This is a genomic window from Methanobrevibacter sp., from assembly GCF_045636185.1.
Classification (GTDB): domain Archaea; phylum Methanobacteriota; class Methanobacteria; order Methanobacteriales; family Methanobacteriaceae; genus Methanocatella.
Window position 1 is genome coordinate 1 of record NZ_JAZTXC010000093.1, and the last position, 20,031, is coordinate 20,031.

A 20,031-nucleotide genomic window follows, 5' to 3' on the forward strand; every position below is an offset into this window, starting at 1 on the left:
GTGGCTCCAGTACGAGAGGAACGAGTTGTCGGCGCCTCTGGTCGACCGGTTGTCTGATAAGGCATTGCCGGGCAGCTACGCGCTAGGTGATAAAGGCTGAAAGCATCTAAGCCTGAGGTATCCCCTGAAAATAGATTGCTTTTGAGGACGCGAGTAGAAGACTTGTTTGATGGGGTAGGGATGTAAGCTTCGAGGTTTTTTTCCGAGTTGTTTAGTCCGCTACTTCCAATTGTTCGCTTGCATTATTTTAATGTATTATATTTGTTAGTAGACTTTACTCTTCTATAATGAGAGTATGGTTTAGTAGCAATTTGGTTAGGTGTTAACAGTTTGGGTGAAAGTGGCACTGATAATTTTTTTATTTCATTATTTTTCATTTTCATGTGTAATAGGTAAGTATTGCGGTCATAGCATGGGGGTTATACCTGGTCTCGTTTCGATCCCAGTAGTGAAGTCCTTTTGTGTTTTGTTTGTGTACTATGGTTTTCTATGGGAATTTCATTTCGCTGCAAGCTTTCTCTATTACAATAATACTATTTTTTTTGATTTGTTTTGTTTCTTATTGTTCATTTTTATGTATTTTTTCTGGTGATTTTATGAAGATTAAAGTTTTGGATACAACTTTACGTGATGGAGAACAGACACCAGGTGTTTCTTTAACATCAATGGAGAAATTAAGAATTGCTTCTAAACTTGATGAGATTGGTTTAAATTATATTGAAGCAGGTTCCCCCATTACTTCTGAAGGGGAAAGGAAATCTATTAAGGAAATTACTTCTCAAGGTTTCAATGCAGAGATTTTAGGTTTTTCAAGACCTCTAACTAATGATATTGATTTTTGTTTGGATTGTGGTGTTGATGCAGTTAATCTGGTTGTTCCAACTTCTGATTTACATATCTTTGATAAATTAAAAATCACTAAAGAAGAACTTATTGAGATGTCAAATTCTGCAGTAGACTATTGTAAAGACCATGGTCTTACTGTGGAGTTGTCTGCAGAAGATGCATCCCGTAGTAATTTGGATTTTTTAAAGAAAGTTTTTTTAAATGCAATTGATTATGGTGCTGATAGGGTTTGTGTATGTGATACTGTAGGTATTTTAACTCCAGATACTTCTTTCAATCTTTTTAGTAGTTTGAGAGATATCGGGGCTCCATTATCCTGTCATTGCCATAATGATTTTGGCCTTGCAGTTGCCAATACGTTAGCTGCTTTAAAAGGAGGTGCCGTTGAGTTTCATTCTACTGTAAATGGTATTGGTGAACGTGCAGGAAACACTTCTTTTGAAGAGTGTGTTCTTAGTATTGAAAGATTATTGTCTGATTTTTCAACAGATATTAAAATTAATGAGATTTATAATATCTCTAAACTTGTTGCTCGTTTAACTGGTGTTTATATTCAACCAAATAAAGCAATTGTTGGTGAAAATGCTTTTGCACATGAGTCAGGAATTCATTCTGATGGCATAATTAAAAATTCTGCTACTTATGAGCCGATGACTCCCGAAATTGTTGGCCGTACTCGTAGATTTATAATTGGTAAACATATGGGTACCCACGGTTTGAATTCCAGGTTGAAGGAATTAGGTTTTTCTGTTGATGATGTTCAACTTCAGCAGATTTGTGACAATGTCAAAACACTTGCGGATAAAGGTAAAACAGTAACTGATGTTGATTTACAGGCAATTGCTGATAATGTTTTGGAAATCAATTATTTGGATAGAATTAAATTAATTGATATTACTGTTGTTTCAGGAAATAGGGTTATGCCTACTGCTTCTGTTAAACTTGATATTGATGGTGAAGAAATTCTTAATGCAGGTGTAGGTATAGGTCCTGTTGACGCTGCCATAAATGCAATCAATTCCTTAGAAATATTTCAGGATATAGATTTCATTGAATATCATGTAGATGCTATTACTGGGGGTACTGATGCACTTATTGATGTTATAATTAAAGTCCAGAAAGGAGATCGTATTATTTCAGCACGCGGTACCGAACCGGATATTATTGATGCCAGTGTAAAAGCTTATATTTCAGGTGTTAACAGATTACTTAGGGAGTAATTTTTATGAATTTGAGAATTTTAGGTCTAAAAGGAAAAATAGATTCTGTCAGCGATACGTTAAATCAGATTAATTCTATAAAAAAAGATTCAGAAATTATTCAATTGTTAAATGCTGATGCTGTAGCTGGCAGAAGACATATTGAACATGGAGTTAATCAGGCTTTTCTTGCTTTTGAACGTGGTGAAAATCTTGCTAATGATTTAAGTGTTGAAATTTGCCTTAGATGCTCTGCTCAAAGACAGATTTCCAAAGCTTTTGATTTGTTGGGTTTAAAAGAAGGACCTATGAACTTATGTGCCATATTAATAGATTGTGAAGATTACACTTCTCAGATGTCTTCGTTATTTGATTTGGATGAGAGTGTTTTAACTCCTGATGCAGATATTTTAAAAGAAATTTATGGTATTAGCGATGATGAGTTAGAAATAATGGATGTTGAAGATATACTGATAGATAGAATATCCAAACTTATTGTAGATTATTAAATGCTTTAATAATTTCATCCAGATATTCTTTTTTAAGACAATTGTAATTTAGATTTTTTATTTCTATGGATATTGCTTTTGTTTTTACCCTATTGTAATTTGGGCATTTGTTTATAAATCCACTTTTGTTGATTGGAAGTTGCCTTTTCAATTCCCATGTTTTTTGCTTCGCATCATCATCCAAAATAATTAAATTAACACCTCTTTTTTCACTATGTATTACATTCAACATATGTTTTTTTAGATAGTCTGTTGCATTTAATGTAACATGTAGATTTTTTTTAACACTTTCAAGTTCTTTATCTATACCACTACAAATAATTTCATTAGTTTTGCTTAATTTTAAGGGGAGAGATGTTTCACTAAAAAGAGTTTCATCATTGGTTGCAATGAATCCTCCACTTCCAACATTGATTATTTTGGGTTGTCCTGTTGATGCAATAACAATGTCCGAATATTTGGAATTTCCAAGCAATCCCTTTTCATCACCAATTCCAGCAGACGCATCTTCGATAGTGGTGATTCCATTGTTTTTACAATATCTGGAAATTGATTTAATGTCCTGTTCGGCACAGTAACCTGCAAAACTTGTAAATATTAATGCAGAATTATCTGAAATATCATAATTATCTAATTCATTTGGATCGATAATTCCCAAATCTGTTTTAAGCATAATAATATTTTTTCCTAAAAATTTGGCAATTTGTTTGAATCCATGCCATCCTCCTTGATCAGGAATTATTATATCTCCTTTAACGTGACTTAGTGCAACAAAAATGCTGTTATTGCCGCTTGAAGTGATTTTAGCAAATTCAGAATTTGTTAACTCACAGACTTTGCTTTCACATTCTTTTTCAAAGTCAGTATTTTCCAATTTTCCTGATGCGACATCAGACATTATTTTCTTTGTTTCGTCTCTTGGAGTTTTGAATTCAAACATCATATTATCATTTTTTAAAATACATATCAAGGGTTGTTTGTTTTGTATGGAGCATTTCATTTAGCAGAGTTCCTTGGTTTACAAATTCTTTAACTGGAATTCTGAGTTTTGTACCTGCGTATTTAAGTGAATCTTCCAGTGTTTCGAATTCAAGGTATGGTCTTGCCATTGCTTCTTTAATATTTTCACGTACGTTAAAAACGCCTAAAGGAATGTAGTTTTCATAAGCTTCCCTTAAAATCACTACTCCGGATTGTTTTTTAATTTTAGAAAGGTAATCAAGAACTACCATTTTTGCGGTGTAATAGCATCCGCCTACTCGGGAATATTCTTTTTTGCCCCCGTTGGTTTCATAATCTGAAAATATTAATCTTTCATTTTTGATAATTTTAATAAATGCTTCATACCATTCATATTGCCATTCAGTTGGAGTTAAAATAATAACATAATAAGTATTCAGGGCTCCAAATTCGAATACTCTGTAGGTGTCTAATCTTTCAAATTTCCTCACGTCTTTTAAAAATTCATCTGCAAGTGTTGAATCACATGCTGTAATTGACCAGCGAGTAGGAACCAACTTTCTCTTATTTTTAGTACCTATAGCACCAACAGAAAATGCTTTTTGCATTGCTGTAAATGGAACATCTTTATCGTGGAGATTAACTACTGCATCCACTGCTTTCAAGTCAGTATCATAAAATGTTTTTTCAAGTTGCTTGTCCCATCTAACTGCATCTATATCAAATTTTTCAATAACTGCACTTGGACCATGAGGAGTACTGTCTTCGGTAAACATAGTTCCGGTTGGTGTTTTTCCAAAAGTCGCTTCACTGTCAATTGATTTGGATGCAAGGGAAATGTCCTGTAACTTTTCAACAAAAGGATTTTCCAAATCATCAATCTTAATCAACTGTTTTCCACGAACTAAATTCATTCTGTATCCAATAATGTCCTCTTGTTGTTTATTTTGTCCAATCCATGATTCTGGTGAATCCATTATCGAAGTGTCTCCGGCTTCTCCAACCATCATGGGTCCGGCATAAACTTTAGGATAGGACCATCTTCCGATAAAAACAGAGGGTGGTGTACTTCCATCAATGTTTTTTCCAACTTTAACAGATTTCATTTGGATTTGTTCTGTTAATTTGGCTAAATAGGCGTTTTTAGTTGTTTTCATAATAAATAAAAAAAGTTAAGAGATTAAATCTCTTATTTAACAAAATTCGATAGTTGCAGGTGGTTTGTCACTTATTGATAAAGCAACATGTGTCACTTCTGAGATTTCAGAAGTTATTCTTTTTGAGATAGTTTGGACAACATCCCAAGGTAATTGGGGTACATATGCGGTCATTGCATCAACTGAATTAATTATTCTTACAATAACCAAGTATCCAAAGTCTCTCTGATCTCCTTTTACACCAGTAGCTTTACTATCAGTTAAAACTGCGAAGTATTGCCATACTTCTTCATCAAGACCTGCTTTTTCAACTTCATCACAAACGATTTTGTTTGCTTTTCTACAGATTTCAACATTTTCTCTAGTTAAATCTCCAATAACTCTAACACCAAGTCCAGGTCCAGGGAAAGGTTGTCTGTAGACAGTTGTTTTTGGAAGACCTAATTCATCACCAATTTCTCTAACTTCATCTTTGTATAAGTCGCGAATTGGTTCACATAATTCTAATTCCATTCCGCTTGGAAGAGCTAAGTTGTGGTGTGATTTGATTTTTCCATCACTTTCAATCCAATCTGGTGCAATAGTTCCTTGAACTAGGAATTTAGCTCCTGATTCAATGGCTTCTCTTTCAAATACTTCAATGAATACTCTTCCGATGATTTTTCTTTTTTCTTCAGGGTCTTCAACACCAGCAAGCTGGTCCATAAATTCATCTGAAGCATCTACGAATTTAAAGTTTAACCTATCTTTAAAAGTATTGGTTACTTGTTCAACTTCTCCTTCTCTTAAAAGACCGTGATCTACAAATACTGCAGTTAAATTATCACCGATTGCTTCTTGAACTAATACGGAACAAACTGAACTGTCGACTCCTCCGGAAAGTGCAATTATTGCTTTTTCATCTCCGATTTGATTTTTGATTTTTTGAATTGCGTCTTCAATAAATTCTTTTGGACTTAACATCATAATCACTATTCTTCGCCGTCTTCTTCGTAATCTTCAATGATTTGTTTAATCATAGCTTCTAGCCCGTTATCATTACCGGCTTCGATAGCTTCGAATATTTCATCGTATTTAACGAATTTTTCTAATTTTACAGATTTACCCCCAATTCCTGAAATTCTAAATCCATATTCTTCATCTCCAATTGGGATGTTAACAAACTGTTTTTTTAAACCTGCTTTATTGTCTTGTGCTTTTTGTGCTAAGTCTTCTGCATTATCAATCATTATAACACCTTACTTTTTACATATTTTATTGAAATTTTCAAATATTTGTGATCCTTTAGGAGTATGATGTACTTCTGGATGGAATTGAATTCCATATACATCCTTGTCTTTATGTTTAAAGGATTCAATATCGCATAATTTTGAATTAGCTAAAATTTCAAATTCATCTGGAATACTTTTAACTTCATCTTTATGTGAGGACCAAACAGCCATTTCTGGTGCTAGACCTTCAAATAAGTTTTCATCATTAATAATATTAATTTGAACTTGAGCATAACTTTCGGTATTTGAAGTGGAAACTTCTCCACCATATGTTTTAGCAATTAACTGATGGCCAAGACATATTCCTAAAATAGGTATGTCAAAATGCTTGATGTATTCTTCGCTGTTTCCAGCTCCTTCAATTGAAGGACCTCCACCTAAAATTAATCCAATTGGGTCTTTAGCTTCTATTTCTTCAATACTTAATGTATTGGAGACCAATTGTGAATCAATTTTAAGATACTGTAAACTACGTTGTATTCTATGGTTATATTGACCTTTATTATTAATTACTAAAATTGTCATATTATGCTCCAAAATATTATATTATTATTTTTGGTTTTTTTCATTTATTATATTTTGTATCAAAATTTTATATCTTATTGAAAATATATTAATTTTACATGGAACTTTGCCATTTTGCTTTTTGGATTATAGCAATATTATTTGCTTTTTTTGTATTAAAAATGTTTTTCTGATTATTATCAATAGTTAATTGCTTTGTTGATTGGTTTTTCAGTTATATGTTATTTAAAATCTATAATGGAGTGTAATGATGGTTTTTACTTTTTTCGATATAAAATTAAAAAATGATAATTGAATATCTTATCAATTTATATACTATTGAAAATAAAATAATTTTACATGGAACTTAAAGATTTAGCATTTATAATTATAGCAATATTGGTTGGTGTTTTAGTATTTAAACTATTCATGTGGTTATTGCCAGTTATTGTTGTTTTATTAATAGCATTTTTTGTATATATTTATTTATCTGAAAGATATAACTAGTTAAATTTTTCATGTTGAGTTTAGTTATTTTCTCAACATTCCACTTGTTTTTAATTAAAAAAAAGAAAATATGATGAATTTAATATATCATCATTTTGTTAGATTTTAGTAATCCATAACTTAATTGCTAAAATAACTATAATTGCAATTCATATATCAGAGCATGTAAATCAGTTATTCTTTAATGAGAATTGTCAAACCGGCACCATCATAATACCAATGATCATCGGCTTCAGATTGCACTGTAAAGGAATGTAGTCCGGGAGATAAATCAACGCCCCTGATTGTAATATAAAATTGCCCAGTATTTGAGGTAACCGTGGTTTCATAACAATCGTCAAGTTTTACATGTATAGGACCGCGATACTCCGGATTCCAGGTAACATGAAAGCGAAAGTCGTCTCCTACATGATAAGTTGTATTTCCTTCTATTTTGAACATAGGATATCTTTTTCCAGGACCATTTGGATCGGATAAATAAATGCTATTATCATCAGTCAAATTAGTATTGTTTCCAGTATCATTCACTTCTGCTGAAACAACAGGATACAAGCAACAGAAAAAAATTATTATTGATAAACTAATTATTTTTATATATTTCATTCCATCACCCTAATTAATAAATTTCATCATTTATATAATTCTATAAATAGTTTTATATAAAAATTATCGCATGTAATCACTTGCTTGCACTCTATATTGAGAATAGGGAGGAATGATATAATAATCATGTTTTGAAAGTTAAATAGAAAAATATTTATTCGTTTTAAATTTTGTAAAAAAGAGATAATATGAGGTGTTTAATTCGCACTTTTAAACACCTTGTAGTTGGAAAATTATTTGGCAGTAAAATTTTCCGTTTTTAATTAAATTAGTAAAATTGTGAAAAACTAATTTAATGATTGAAAAGTTTTATGGACAATAATGTGTTTGAGCAATGCATTTTTAGGTGCTCCTAAATTCTACATCACTATTTATAATGTTGAACTTTATTATATATAAAACTTTCTATTTTTTTAGGTACTCCTAAATTTTTATAATTTTAAATAATTTGTCCTTTAAAACTTTTAATGATGGTGATGTTATCATGGTTGAAGTAAATTGGAAAGAAGATAGAATTATTTTAACTCCAATAAATTTGTATATGGAATATGTGCTGTTAAGCTATAATAATTATCTAAAAGATAAATTAGATGATGTTTCTATTACTTATGGTGAACTCACATATATCTATAATATTAAATATTATCCATTAATATCTCAAAGAGAGCTTGCAGAAACTTTATTTGTATCTGAAGCAAATGTTGCTAAAATGGTTAAAAAGCTTGTCAAAAAGGGCTTGGTTAAAAAACAAAAAGATGAAAAGAATAAAAGCCGAAATGTTTTATCATTAACTGATAAGGGTGAAGAGCTTTTTGTTAAAATTAATGTTTTAACATGTGGATGGGAACGTAAAATTACTAAAAATCTATCTAATGAGGATTTATTTGATTTAAAGGAAAAACTGTATATGTTAACTCATGAATCAGTAGATTTGTAAAGGGTTAAATTTATATAATGCATCAGTAAATATAATAATAACTCTTAACTTAGTTAAGTCATTAAATTAATGGAGATAAAACTATGTCTATTTATGATTTTGAAGTAAAAGATGGTGAAGGAAACATGGTTTCCTTAAAAGAATACGAAGGTAAAGTATTGTTAATTGTTAATTCAGCAACAAAATGTGGTTTTACTCCACAATATACTGAATTAAATGAAATTTATGATGAATTTAATGAACAAGGATTTGAAATCTTAGATTTTCCATGCAATCAGTTTGGTAAACAAGCTCCAGGTTCAACTGAAGAAATTGCTGAAGTTTGCCGTAATAAATGGTTAGTGCCTTATCAGATATTTGATAAAATTGATGTTAATGGAGAAAATGCAGATCCATTATTTGAATACCTTAAAAATGAACAGCCATTTACAGACATTACTGGAAAAGGCGCAACAAAACTTAAATTAGTTTTAAAAGCAGTGGACAGGCATTATAAAGATAATAATGATATTAAATGGAATTTCACTAAATTTTTAGTTGACCGTGAAGGTAATGTTGTTCGAAGGTTTGAACCAACTGAAGATTTGGGTGATGTAAAAGCAGCTATTAAAGATTTATTATAATCTTTAATCTTTTTTTTATATTCGGGTTATGTTACTATGGAAAAATATGATATAATTATTGTTGGAGCAGGTCCTGGTGGTCTTACAGCAGGAATTTATGCAGGTCGTCAGGGAACAAAAAATTTGATTCTTGACAGAGGTCTTGCAGGAGGGATAGGTCGTGAAGTTCCTGAAATGGAGAATTATCCGGGTTTTGAAAATATTTCCGGTTTGGAATTAATTGAAAAAATGAAAGTTCAGGCTGTTAAAAATTGTGAACTTCATGAAAATGAAAACGTTCTGGAAATTACTAAAAATGATAATGATTTTACTGTTAAAACTGATAAGGATTCATATTTAAGTAAAACAATTATTTTGGCAACAGGAAGTTCTCACAGACAACTTAATGCAAAAGGTGAAGAAGAATTTAAAGGAAAAGGTGTTAGTTACTGTGCTACCTGTGATGGATTTTTCTTTCAGGGAAGAGATATTATAATGGTTGGTGGAGGAAATAGTGCTCTACAGGAAGCGTTATATCTAAATAATTTAGGTGCAAATGTTACTTTAGTTCACAGAAGAGATGAATTTAGAGCTCAAAAACACCTGCAGAATCAAATAAAAGAAAATGGAATTAATGTTATTTATAATGCTGTTGTTGAAGAAATAAAAGGCGACATGCTGGTTGATTCTGTTGTTTTAAAAGACACACAAACTGGTGAATTAACCAATCTTCCAATAAGTGGAATATTTATAAGTGTAGGTTATATTCCGCATACTGAACTTGCAGAACAGTTAGGTGTTAATTTAGATGAATCTGGCCATATTATAATTGACACCGAACAAAAAACCAATATTGAGCATGTTTATGCAATCGGTGATGTGTGTGTTGGATTAAAACAGTGGGTTGTAGCATGTGGGGAAGGTGCTGTAGCAGCAACCTCTGCGTATCATGATTTGAATGATTCCAACTAATTAATATAAAAATCAGTATTTTGATGGTATCATCTATCAAAATCTAATTCAATTTTTTCATATTCTTTTTTTCCATTATATATGTCCAAATCAAGGGATTTATTTTTGAATGAAACAATTATTGTACAAATTGCATCTCCTGTTACATTTACTGCGGATCTAATCATATCTAAAATACGGTCTATTCCCATAATCATACCGATTGCCTCTATAGGTAAACCAATTGAATTGAATACCATGGTTAGGGTAACGAGTCCAACTGATGGAACACCTGCAGTTCCAATTGAAGCCATCACTGCGGTAAAAATAACTGTTATTAATGCAGAAAGTCCCAAATCAATACCGAAAGCTTGAGCTGTAAACATAACTGCACAACCCTGCATTATTGAAGTTCCATCCATATTAATAGTAGCACCTAATGGTATTGTAAATGAAGATACTTCCCGTGAAACTCCAAGTTCGGATAATTTTTCTAAATTTAAAGGTATTGTTGCATTTGAGGCTGATGATGAAAATGCAAAAAACATAACTGGAACAAATTTTTTAAAGAATCGAATAGGATTTAATCTTGTAAATATAACAAGTAATGTCGGATAAACAACTAATATTTGTATTGCTAGGGCTATAATGACACATACAAAATATTTACCTAATGGAATCAGACCTTCGAAACCTAAACTACCAAATGTTTTAGCCATTAAACAGAAAACACCTATTGGAGCAAATTTCATCACAAGGGAAGTCATTTCCATCATAATGGTATTTGATTGCTGGAAAAATTCATTAACTAACTTTGTTTCATCTTTTAATTTGGCTAAAATTAGACCAATAATCAGTCCAAATATGATTACTGGTAACATATCTCCGTTAGCAAGTGAATTAATTGGATTATCTGGTATTATATTTAAAAGTGTTTCTGCTGTTGATTGATTAATGGCAACATTTGATGTTACTGTAGAATTAGTCACCATATTTAAACCAGTACCTGGTTGAATCAAGCTGCCTATAAAAAGTGCGATAGTGACAGCAAATGCGGTTGTTAAAATATAAATTAGTATTACTCTTCCGCCAATTGTACCGATTTTCCTAATATCTGAAAGCGATGAGGCTCCAACTATAATCGAACAGAAAACAAGCGGCACAACTAACATTTTCATTAATCGAATAAATCCGTTTCCTCCTAAGTAGAAAACATTATCGATTAAAATTATTTTTTTAATAAATGGATCAGTGACATAAAAATTTAAAAATAAACCAACAATAAGACCTAAAACCATTGAAATCATTATCCATCCGCTTAGGTCTATTTTCTTGATTTTATTTTTCATTTTAACTCATCCTCTTTATTATAAAATATAATTTAGGAAGATATTTTTCCTAAATTAATTTTTGAATTTCTTCACGTACAATTTTATTGACCAAACCACCGTCTGCTTTACCTTTAAGTTGTTTCATACACATTCCCATTAAAGGTCCCATAGCTCCCATTTGGCGTTCTTTAACCATTCCTTCATTTTGAGCTACAATATCTGCAATGATTTTACCCACATCATCTTCACTCATCATGGTTAAATTGTTTTTCTCAGCTATTTCGGCAATATCTTCATTAGGAGTTTTGATTGTTTCGACAGCTAGTTTACGAACGCTATCTTTTGCAATTTTACCTTCAGCTAAAAGAGCAAATATTCCTTTGAAGTGGTCTAAAGTTAATATATTAACATCATAACCTTCTCTTTTGATTTCACGTAAATCATATGCAAGAAGTGATGCTACAGGTGTTGCATCTACATCAACATCTGCTAAAATAGCTTCAAACATATCTGCTTCTTGTCTTTTAACAAGTTGTGTTGCTAAATCTTCACTTAACTTATACTCTTCAATAATTCTTGCCTGTTTAACATCAGGTAATTCAGGTAAGTTATTTGCAATAGGTTCAATTCTATCTGATGTAATTTTAAATAATGGAATATCAGTTTCAAGATACATCCTATTTGCTGTTGGAAGGGGCCTCATGTATTCGGTGTTACCGTCATCTAGGGCTTTACGGGTTTCTTCTACAACACCTTCCAAACCTAAAGCAGCTCTTCTTTTAACTTCTTCTAATGCAGATATTGCAATATCTTCATCATGAGCTACAATAATAAATGCATCATCATCACCAATATTTAAGAATTCTGTGACTTTATCAACTTCATCCTGTGTAATGCCGTAAGCAGGCAATTCATCAGAGTGGAAAATGCCTGAAACTCCACGTTTTTTAGCATAACTGGCAATTTCAGTACCAAATCTTCTGCCAGGTTGTACTTCGCGACCAATCAAACCGTCATATCCTTTCAATACAACTGCTTTAATGGATGCAGCGGATTTTAAAATTTTGGATTCAGTATCAACAAATAATTCATCTAAAGTATGAATCTCTTCTAAAACTTCAGCATTTCTACTTTCAAGTTTTTCTTTAATTTCGATTAATACTAATTGTCTTTGAACTTCTCTTTCAACGATTTCTGACATCAAATCTAAATCTTGGACACCTTTGATTTCAACACGAGCACCTTTAGCAATAGAAATGTTTAAATCTTGTCTGATTGTTCCAAGCCCTCTTTTAACATTTGTGCTTCTTAGGATTTGTCCAAGCATATATGCAACTTCACGAACTTGGGCAGGATCATGCATGGAAGGGTCTGTTGTAATTTCAGCTAGTGGAATACCTAATCTGTCTAATCTGAATTCAGTAAATCCGTCTTTTGTTTCTATTCTTCTAGCTGCGTCTTCTTCTAATCCTAAACTTTCAATAACAACTCTTCCGTATGGTGTATCTAAGTATCCGTCAGTTGCAACCATACCGGTTCTTTGAAATCCACCAGTGTTACTTCCATCAATAACCTGTTTTCTCATCGTATGGAATTCATCTACAATGTGCATATTCATAAGACATGCAATTGTAATACAGATGTCTAGAGCTTCTTCATTTAAGCTGTGTGGTGGTTCGTCATCGTTTTCAACAAGACATGTATGTTTTTCAAAGTTTTCATATTTGAAATTAAGGCCTCTTAAAGATTCCTGCAGTGCTGCTCTGTCGATTTCTCCAAGTTCTGATTGTGTTGGTCTTAATTTTCTCTGAATTAATTCGTTATAATCATCATCAACAAGTTCTGTTTTACATGGGCAGAATAATTTATGCTCACTATTTAGTTGTTGGTGAATTTCAAGTCCCATTTTTAATCCTAATTCATTGTAATCCATATTATCACCCTAATTTAAGAAATCTTTAATTGATGATTTAACACTAAATTCACCTGCAATATTAGTTTGCATAATCTCTTTTACTTTATTGTAATCATCACTTTGACCTAATGCCCAGCATAATTTTACATATGCTGTTTCAGGAGTCATGTCCTGAGCGGAAAGTATGCCTGCATCAATCAATTCACGGCCTGTTGAGTAGACATTCATATTAATCCTACCGTAAAGGCATTGTGAAGTCATAATTACTGGAATATTTTCATCTTTTGCTCTTTTAAATGAATCAAGCAATTCATTCGGAGTATGTCCGAGACCGGTACCTTCGATAACAAGTCCTTTATATCCTTTATCAATATGATATTCAATAAAATCCTTTGAAATTCCAGGAAAACTTTTTACAAGTCCAACTTTTTCCTCAAAAGCAGTATTTACTTCCAATTCATTTTCTCCACGTTTGGTATATGTATATTCTGGATTGATGTTAATTTTTTTATTTTTAATTTTAGCTATTGGTTGAGCATTAATGCTTCTAAAGGTATCTCTTCTTGAAGTATGCATTTTTCTAACTTTGGTACCATTGTGCAAGTATGTAAAGTTATCATTTAAGCTTCCATGCATACAGACACACACCTCTGCAATGTCTCCTTTGGCAGCAATAACTGAATCAATTAAATTAATGTTTGCATCACTTGAAGGTCTGTCCGAACTTCTTTGGGCTCCAGTAATAATAACAGGAACAGGGGTTTTCAGCATAAAGCTTAATGCTGCTGATGTGTAGTGCATTGTATCAGTACCGTGAGCTATCACAATACCGTCAGCCCCTTCTGAAATATCATTAGCTATTGCTTCAGCTGCTTTAATCCAGTATTCATGTTTCATATCTTCACTGAATATATTATATAATGCTTTAACATTATAATTAGCATAATCTAATAACTCTGGATTTGCTTTAACTAAATCTGATGCTGTAAACTTCGGATATACAGCTCCTGTTCTGTAGTCAATAACTGAGGATACTGTACCACCAGTTGATATAACTGAAATGTTTTCCTTTGATGAATCTTGTGGAATTTCACTTTCATCATAACCGATTTTAGGTTTATCTCCTTTTTCTACAAGTTCTGCTGTAGTGTTATCAATAGCTACACCGATATTGTAACCACTTGATAATTTTAAAACTAAAAATCCGTCTTCAGCATCTTCCGGACGATCCAATAAAATTCCAGTATAGGAAATATCTTCTTTATGTACTTTAATTGTATCTCCTATACTTAAATCGTAATTATCAATGTATTTTTTACTGTTTTCTTTATATGTCATTAAATCACACTATGAATTGTTTTTAATCCATTCTGCACCTGCATGTAAAACATCAATGTTAACATCCACCACTTTAGGTTTGGATGCAAACATTTCTTTAATTGCATTTTCATAGGATTCTGTATTTAAAACCTCTCCTAATTCTGTTAATGCACCTAAAAGAGCAGTATTTGCAGTTCTGGCATTTCCATGTTTTTCTGCAATTTCTACACAAGGCATTGCAATAACTTTGACGTCTTTATCTGTTGTAAATTCACCAATATTTGAATCATAGAGTATGACTCCACCATCTTTTACATCTTGTGAGAATTGGTCTAATGATGGTTTGTTTAAAGCAATAAGAATGTCAATATCATCAACAACAGGAGTACCTATAGTTTCATTGGATATTACAATAGAACAATTGGATTTTCCTCCCCTTTGTTCCGGTCCGTAACTTGGATACCATGATACGTGTTTTCCTTCAGCACAGGCTGCCTGAGCGATAGTAAGTCCTGCACTTAAAACTCCTTGACCACCAAATCCGGAAACTTTAATTCTCAATGGATTAATATCCTCATCAACATAACCTGAATCGTCACTTCTGTTCACATTAAATATTTTATCCAGGGATTCAGTTGAAAAGTCACTGGCAGGTCTTTTAATAGGTTCTCTTTTATATAAATCATTTCTGAAGTTTTTAACCGGGAACTCTTTTTCCATTTTTTCTTCAATAAATTTTTGTGCACTTACCACGTCCTGTTTTAGGTTGGTAGGACAAGGGGATAATATTTCGACAAATGAATATCCTTTTCCTTCTTTTTGAACAGTCAATGCCTGTTTGATTGCAAATTTGGCAAGTCTGATTTTTAAAGGATTAGCAAGAGATACTCTTTCAATAAATACAGGAGCTTTTAAGGTATTTATTAACTCACACATGTGTGTAGGGTGTCCTGTATAGTTAGGGTCCCTTCCAGTTTGGCAGGTAACTGTTTTTTCTCCAAGTAATGTTGTTGGAGCCATTTGTCCTCCGGTCATTCCGTAAATAGTATTGTTAACGAAAAATACTGCAATTTTCTCTCCTCTGTTTGCTGCTTGTAATGTTTCATTTAAACCGATTGATGCTAAATCTCCATCTCCCTGATAGCTCATTACAATTGCATTATCTTCGGATCTTGAAATACCTGTTGCTACTGCAGGTGCTCTTCCGTGAGCAGTCTGAAAGTTTCCACAGTTAAAGTAGAAATATGCATATACTGAGCATCCAACAGGAGATATCATAACACATCTTTCTTGAATTCCAAGTTCATCCATACATTCAGCTATTAATTTGTGTATGATTCCATGTCCACAACCAGCACAATAATGGGTTGATTGAGTATTGGTTCCTTTTCTATGATATTCTTCTAAAAGGGATTGTGGATTTCTACGTATTTGTAATTCATAATCTTTATTGTTATTTTCTTGTTCACTCATCTTTCCACATCCTTAATCAATTATATTTGGACTAGCTTTTTCATCACTTCTTTTTGAAGTATCTAAATTTTCATCTTCGATTCCTGCTATTTCATAGATTTTAGCAAGCACATCTTTTAACTCAATTAAATTTCCACCCATTCTGTTAACTAAATGAGTATCTTCTTTTCTTAAAGCTGCAAATTGGACATCTGCTAATAATTGACCGTTACTCATTTCGACGGATATAAAACTAACTCCTTTATCAGACAATTCTCTAATTCTATCTACTGGGAATGGTAATAATGTTATTGGTCTTAAAAGTCCAACTTTCAAACCTTTTTCACGACTTTTATCAACAGCAGTTCTTGCAATACGGCTACTAATACCATATGATACTAAAACAATTTCTGCATCTTCAAGTTGATATTCGTCAACAATAACTTCTTCAGCTTCCATTTTTGCATATTTTTCCTGGAGTTTGAAGTTGAAATCTTCTAATTCATTGAAGTCATTATAAATTGAAGTAATGAGATTTCCCATAGTTTCTTCAGTAGCTTTTACTGCCCAATCTTTATCATTTTTTGGTTCAATTGCTTTTTCCGGAAATACTAATGGCTCTGCCATCTGACCTAAAGTACCATCAGCAAGAACAATTACAGGATTTCTCCATTTATCAGCTAGTTCAAATGCTTTCATTGTTAAATCACACATTTCCTGAACACTGTTTGGAGCTAATACTATATTTTTGTAGTTTCCATGTCCTCCACCTTTAACAATCTGGTGGTAATCTCCTTGTTCAGGTCCGATATTTCCAAGTCCAGGCCCGGCTCTCATAATATCTACAATAACTGCAGGTAATTCTGTTCCAGCAAGAAAAGTAAATCCTTCTTGCATTAAACTAATTCCTGGTCCTGATGAAGCAGTCATAACTCTGTGACCTGTACCTGATGCACCATATACCATATTTATTGATGCTTCTTCACTTTCTGCTTGAACAAAGTTTCTGCCAACCATTGGGAAGTATTTTGATGCCTCATGTAAAATTTCACTTGAGGGAGTAATAGGATATCCAAAGAAACAGTCACAACCAGCATACATTGCACCAATTATAACTGCAGTATTTCCTTTTATCATCTGATTACTCATTTAATTTCCCCCTTTATTAGCTACTTTAGCTTTAATCATTCTTCCAATTTCGTTGTTTACAATTTTTTTGTATTGATGTACTTCTAGGGCTAATGGTTCAGGACATGTAAAATAACAGTCTTTACATCCTGTACATCCATTTCCACTATAATATGCATATTGATATCCTGCAGCATTCATTTCATCAGAAAGTAAAATTGCATTTTGTGGGCATCCAACAATGCATCTTTTACATCCTTTACATAATTCAGAATTAATTACAGGAAATGATATTTCTTCGTCAACCATAGTAATCTCCTATTAATTTTTGTCGTTTTCTCTAATTTCTACTCTTCTTATTTTACCACTTATGGTTTCTGGAATTTCATCCACATATTCTACCATTCTAGGGTATTTATAAGGAGCTGTAACACGTTTAACGTGATTTTGTATATCTTTTGTAAGTTCTTCAGATGGTTCATAGCCTGGTTGTAAGATAATAGTAGCTTTTACAATTTGGCCTCTTACTTCATCAGGATAAGCAGTAATTGCACAGTTGGAAACTGCTTCATGTGATAGAACAGCGCTTTCTACTTCATAAGGTCCAATACGATAACCTGATGATTTAATGATGTCATCGTTTCTTCCAACGAAGTGAACATATCCGTCCTCATCCACCCATGCAGTATCTCCACAGTGATAGTATCCGTCATGGATTTGCTGTCTGTATTTTTCATCGTCGTTAACATAATCTTTAAATAATCCTGGATTTGGACCATCATTCATTTTAAAACAGAGTTCTCCTTCTTCACCGATTTCCACTCTGTTGTGGTTTTCATCCAATAATTCCAAATCAAATAATGGGGAAGGTTTTCCAATGGATTCTAATTTTGCATCTAACCATATGAATGTTCCTATGGATAATGTAGTTTCAGTTTGACCGAATCCCTCTTTAATGGTTAATCCAGAAATCTCCTTAAATCTTTTTGATACTTCTGGAGGAAGAGGTTCACCTGCGGTTGTAACATAACTGAGATTTGAAAAGTCATAACCCTCAATATTCTCTTTAATCAAAAATCTGTAGATTGTTGGAGGAGCACAAAATGTATTTACCTTATATTTGATTACTCTTTCGAGCAATTCTATTCCATTAAATCTGTCATAATCATAAATGAATATTGAAGTACCGCTGATCCACTGTCCGTAGAGGTTTCCCCAAACCGCTTTTCCCCAACCGGTATCAGCTGCGGTATGGTGAAGTCCATCTTCAACAACATTATGCCAATATTTTGCAGTTGGGATGTGTCCTAATGAGTAAGTATGTTTGTGTGAAACCATTTTTGGGAGTCCGCTGGTCCCTGATGTGAAGTAAATTAAGAATATCTCTTCAGCATATGTTTTATCTTCACCGGTTGGTCTTTCAAAAATTGGGCTTTGTTCATCTAATGCTTTATTGAAGTTTATCCAGCCGTCCCTGTCGGTTTCAATAACAAGCTTTTTCAAGTCAATATTCAATTCTTTTTCAGCTTCTTCATAATCCGGAAGCAATGAATCTTCTTCAACAGATACAACAAGTTTCACATTTGCCTGTTTTAATCTAAAATCAATATCATGTAGCTTTAACATATGAGTTCCAGGAATAGCAATCGCTCCAATTTTATGTAATGCTACCATACAGAACCAGAATTCGTATCTGTTTTTTAGTGTAAGCATTACACAATCGCCTTTTTTGATACCTAAACTTTTGAATAAGTTAGCTGCTTTATTGGAGTATTCTTTCATTTCTTTAAAAGTAAAGACATGTTCTTCATCGTTGTCATTTGTCCAAATTAAAGCGATTTTTTCCGGATCAATTTCAGCATATTTGTCAACTACATCAAATCCAAAATTATAATCATCATCATATTTGAGTTTAAAATTTTCATAAAAATCTTCATATGATTTAAAATCAACTCTTTCAAGAAAATCTCCTATTACCGATGTCATATTAACTACCTTCTACATCAATACAGCTATAAATCTTGCTGGTTTATCATTAAGTGCTATCATAGCATGTCTATGATTTGAATCAAAAAATATTGAATCTCCTTCATTTAATATTATTTCATTATTGTGGATGTATATTTTCACTGATCCTTCTAGTATATAATTGAATTCTTGACCTGGGTGTGAGTTTAGTGAAGGAATAGCATTTTCTTTAGGGTCTACTGTTACATAAAATGTTTCTGCTTTTTTGTGAATAAATTTTGAACATAAGTTTTCGTATTTGTATTCTTTTCTTCTATCAATTGAAACACCTTTTCCTGCTCGTGTAACATCAAAAATACTCATTCTACTTTCTTCACCAGTTAAAAGTAAACTTAAATCTACTTGGAATATATTTGCAATTTCGTAAAGGAAACTAGCAGGAATATCAGTTTCGCCAGTTTCGTATTGTGTGTATGTTTCTGCATCAATGTTTAGTTCTTGTGCAATATCTTGTACTGAAATATCAGAAAGTTCTCTCAATTCTTTGACTCTATTTCCAATATCTTTATTATATTCATTCATACTTAACACCTTAAATCTATAACATATTATAGGTATATATAATATTTTATATAAAGATTATTAAAAAATCAAGGAAATTCCTTAAAATTATTTTTTTAAGAAATAATTTAGTTATTGTATTAATATAACAAATTTTAAAAAATTTTTTAAACTTATTTTAATCCGGGGGTTTTCAGGCAAAATTAATCAATATGGTTCATTTTTAATTGTTTCAATTGTTGTTCTGTTTACAATAATACATATTTGCATTGGAACTTTTTTCCATATATAGAAATGTAGCTATAGTTCC

The 20,031-nt window shown here is 32.2% G+C and carries 20 protein-coding genes and 2 rRNA genes; 8 read left to right on the forward strand and 14 right to left on the reverse strand.

The features are described from left to right. The 4 genes from ACKI3Q_RS05420 to cgi121 form a co-directional block, all read left to right on the forward strand. Positions 1 to 249: ribosomal RNA gene (locus tag ACKI3Q_RS05420) — 23S ribosomal RNA — on the forward strand; the annotation flags it as partial. Positions 250 to 397: 148 nt separating this feature from the next. After that, positions 398 to 515 (forward strand): 5S ribosomal RNA (rrf, locus tag ACKI3Q_RS05425). 81 nt (positions 516 to 596) lie between these two features. After that, a complete protein-coding gene (locus tag ACKI3Q_RS05430) occupies positions 597 to 2,066 on the forward strand; it encodes a (R)-citramalate synthase (protein WP_407415026.1) in 1,470 nt (489 codons plus the stop codon). A 5-nt stretch (positions 2,067 to 2,071) separates the two neighbouring features. Then, positions 2,072 to 2,554, forward strand: a complete 483-nt coding sequence (gene cgi121 / locus ACKI3Q_RS05435) for a KEOPS complex subunit Cgi121 (protein ID WP_407415028.1) — start codon at positions 2,072 to 2,074, stop codon at positions 2,552 to 2,554. Here the strand turns inward: cgi121 and ACKI3Q_RS05440 are convergent. From ACKI3Q_RS05440 to ACKI3Q_RS05460, 5 genes are read right to left on the reverse strand one after another with little or no spacing between them, the layout of a single operon-like run. Next, the gene (locus ACKI3Q_RS05440) at positions 2,538 to 3,497 is read right to left on the reverse strand and encodes a DegT/DnrJ/EryC1/StrS family aminotransferase (RefSeq protein WP_407415030.1); all 960 of its coding nucleotides are present in this window, start codon (positions 3,495 to 3,497) and stop codon (positions 2,538 to 2,540) included. The genes cgi121 and ACKI3Q_RS05440 overlap by 17 nt on opposite strands. A 4-nt stretch (positions 3,498 to 3,501) precedes the next feature. After that, the gene (locus ACKI3Q_RS05445; RefSeq protein ID WP_407415032.1) at positions 3,502 to 4,671 is read right to left on the reverse strand and encodes a hypothetical protein; all 1,170 of its coding nucleotides are present in this window, start codon (positions 4,669 to 4,671) and stop codon (positions 3,502 to 3,504) included. Positions 4,672 to 4,707: 36 nt separating this feature from the next. Beyond that, positions 4,708 to 5,634 (reverse strand): glutamine-hydrolyzing GMP synthase, encoded by a 927-nt coding sequence (gene guaA, locus ACKI3Q_RS05450; protein ID WP_407415034.1) that lies wholly within the window; start codon positions 5,632 to 5,634, stop codon positions 4,708 to 4,710. 8 nt (positions 5,635 to 5,642) lie between these two features. After that, a complete protein-coding gene (locus ACKI3Q_RS05455) occupies positions 5,643 to 5,900 on the reverse strand; it encodes a hypothetical protein (protein WP_407415036.1) in 258 nt (85 codons plus the stop codon). 9 nt (positions 5,901 to 5,909) lie between these two features. Continuing rightward, a complete protein-coding gene (locus ACKI3Q_RS05460; RefSeq protein ID WP_407415038.1) occupies positions 5,910 to 6,467 on the reverse strand; it encodes a GMP synthase subunit A in 558 nt (185 codons plus the stop codon). A gap of 339 nt (positions 6,468 to 6,806) precedes the next feature. On the opposite strand from ACKI3Q_RS05460, the gene ACKI3Q_RS05465 reads away from it, so the two are divergent. Further along, positions 6,807 to 6,953: a hypothetical protein gene (locus ACKI3Q_RS05465; RefSeq protein WP_407415040.1), complete on the forward strand. Its 147-nt coding sequence runs from the start codon at positions 6,807 to 6,809 to the stop codon at positions 6,951 to 6,953. 174 nt (positions 6,954 to 7,127) lie between these two features. Here the strand turns inward: ACKI3Q_RS05465 and ACKI3Q_RS05470 are convergent, their stop codons facing one another. Continuing rightward, on the reverse strand, positions 7,128 to 7,556 hold the full coding sequence (locus ACKI3Q_RS05470; RefSeq protein WP_407415042.1) for a hypothetical protein: 429 nt from the start codon (positions 7,554 to 7,556) through the stop codon (positions 7,128 to 7,130). A 484-nt stretch (positions 7,557 to 8,040) separates the two neighbouring features. Between ACKI3Q_RS05470 and ACKI3Q_RS05475 the strand changes: the two genes are divergently transcribed. From ACKI3Q_RS05475 to trxB, 3 genes are all read left to right on the forward strand, one after another. Further along, positions 8,041 to 8,493 carry a MarR family transcriptional regulator gene (locus ACKI3Q_RS05475; protein WP_407415044.1) on the forward strand — a complete coding sequence of 151 codons (453 nt, stop codon included), beginning with the start codon at positions 8,041 to 8,043 and terminating at the stop codon, positions 8,491 to 8,493. 83 nt (positions 8,494 to 8,576) lie between these two features. Then, a complete protein-coding gene (locus tag ACKI3Q_RS05480; protein WP_407415046.1) occupies positions 8,577 to 9,116 on the forward strand; it encodes a glutathione peroxidase in 540 nt (179 codons plus the stop codon). 36 nt (positions 9,117 to 9,152) lie between these two features. Continuing rightward, positions 9,153 to 10,067, forward strand: a complete 915-nt coding sequence (trxB, locus tag ACKI3Q_RS05485) for a thioredoxin-disulfide reductase (RefSeq protein WP_407415048.1) — start codon at positions 9,153 to 9,155, stop codon at positions 10,065 to 10,067. A gap of 29 nt (positions 10,068 to 10,096) precedes the next feature. On the opposite strand, the gene ACKI3Q_RS05490 is transcribed toward trxB, so the two are convergent. The 8 genes from ACKI3Q_RS05490 to ACKI3Q_RS05525 are packed head-to-tail and all read right to left on the reverse strand — an operon-like array spanning position 10,097 to position 19,751. After that, positions 10,097 to 11,395 carry a dicarboxylate/amino acid:cation symporter gene (locus ACKI3Q_RS05490; RefSeq protein ID WP_407415050.1) on the reverse strand — a complete coding sequence of 433 codons (1,299 nt, stop codon included), beginning with the start codon at positions 11,393 to 11,395 and terminating at the stop codon, positions 10,097 to 10,099. Positions 11,396 to 11,444: 49 nt separating this feature from the next. After that, positions 11,445 to 13,310 (reverse strand): Glu-tRNA(Gln) amidotransferase subunit GatE, encoded by a 1,866-nt coding sequence (gene gatE / locus ACKI3Q_RS05495; protein WP_407415052.1) that lies wholly within the window; start codon positions 13,308 to 13,310, stop codon positions 11,445 to 11,447. Between the two features lie 9 nt (positions 13,311 to 13,319). Continuing rightward, complete coding sequence (gene gatD / locus ACKI3Q_RS05500; RefSeq protein ID WP_407415054.1) at positions 13,320 to 14,630, reverse strand: Glu-tRNA(Gln) amidotransferase subunit GatD; 1,311 nt, start codon at positions 14,628 to 14,630, stop codon at positions 13,320 to 13,322. A 9-nt stretch (positions 14,631 to 14,639) separates the two neighbouring features. After that, positions 14,640 to 16,085, reverse strand: a complete 1,446-nt coding sequence (locus ACKI3Q_RS05505) for a 2-oxoacid:acceptor oxidoreductase family protein (RefSeq protein ID WP_407415056.1) — start codon at positions 16,083 to 16,085, stop codon at positions 14,640 to 14,642. A gap of 12 nt (positions 16,086 to 16,097) precedes the next feature. Next, positions 16,098 to 17,213: a 3-methyl-2-oxobutanoate dehydrogenase subunit VorB gene (locus ACKI3Q_RS05510; RefSeq protein WP_407415058.1), complete on the reverse strand. Its 1,116-nt coding sequence runs from the start codon at positions 17,211 to 17,213 to the stop codon at positions 16,098 to 16,100. Next, positions 17,214 to 17,501 carry a 4Fe-4S dicluster domain-containing protein gene (locus ACKI3Q_RS05515; protein ID WP_407415060.1) on the reverse strand — a complete coding sequence of 96 codons (288 nt, stop codon included), beginning with the start codon at positions 17,499 to 17,501 and terminating at the stop codon, positions 17,214 to 17,216. A 12-nt stretch (positions 17,502 to 17,513) separates the two neighbouring features. Further along, complete coding sequence (locus ACKI3Q_RS05520) at positions 17,514 to 19,178, reverse strand: AMP-binding protein (protein ID WP_407415062.1); 1,665 nt, start codon at positions 19,176 to 19,178, stop codon at positions 17,514 to 17,516. Positions 19,179 to 19,190: 12 nt separating this feature from the next. Further along, positions 19,191 to 19,751, reverse strand: a complete 561-nt coding sequence (locus ACKI3Q_RS05525) for a helix-turn-helix domain-containing protein (RefSeq protein ID WP_407415064.1) — start codon at positions 19,749 to 19,751, stop codon at positions 19,191 to 19,193. Between the last annotated feature and the right edge of the window lie 280 nt (positions 19,752 to 20,031).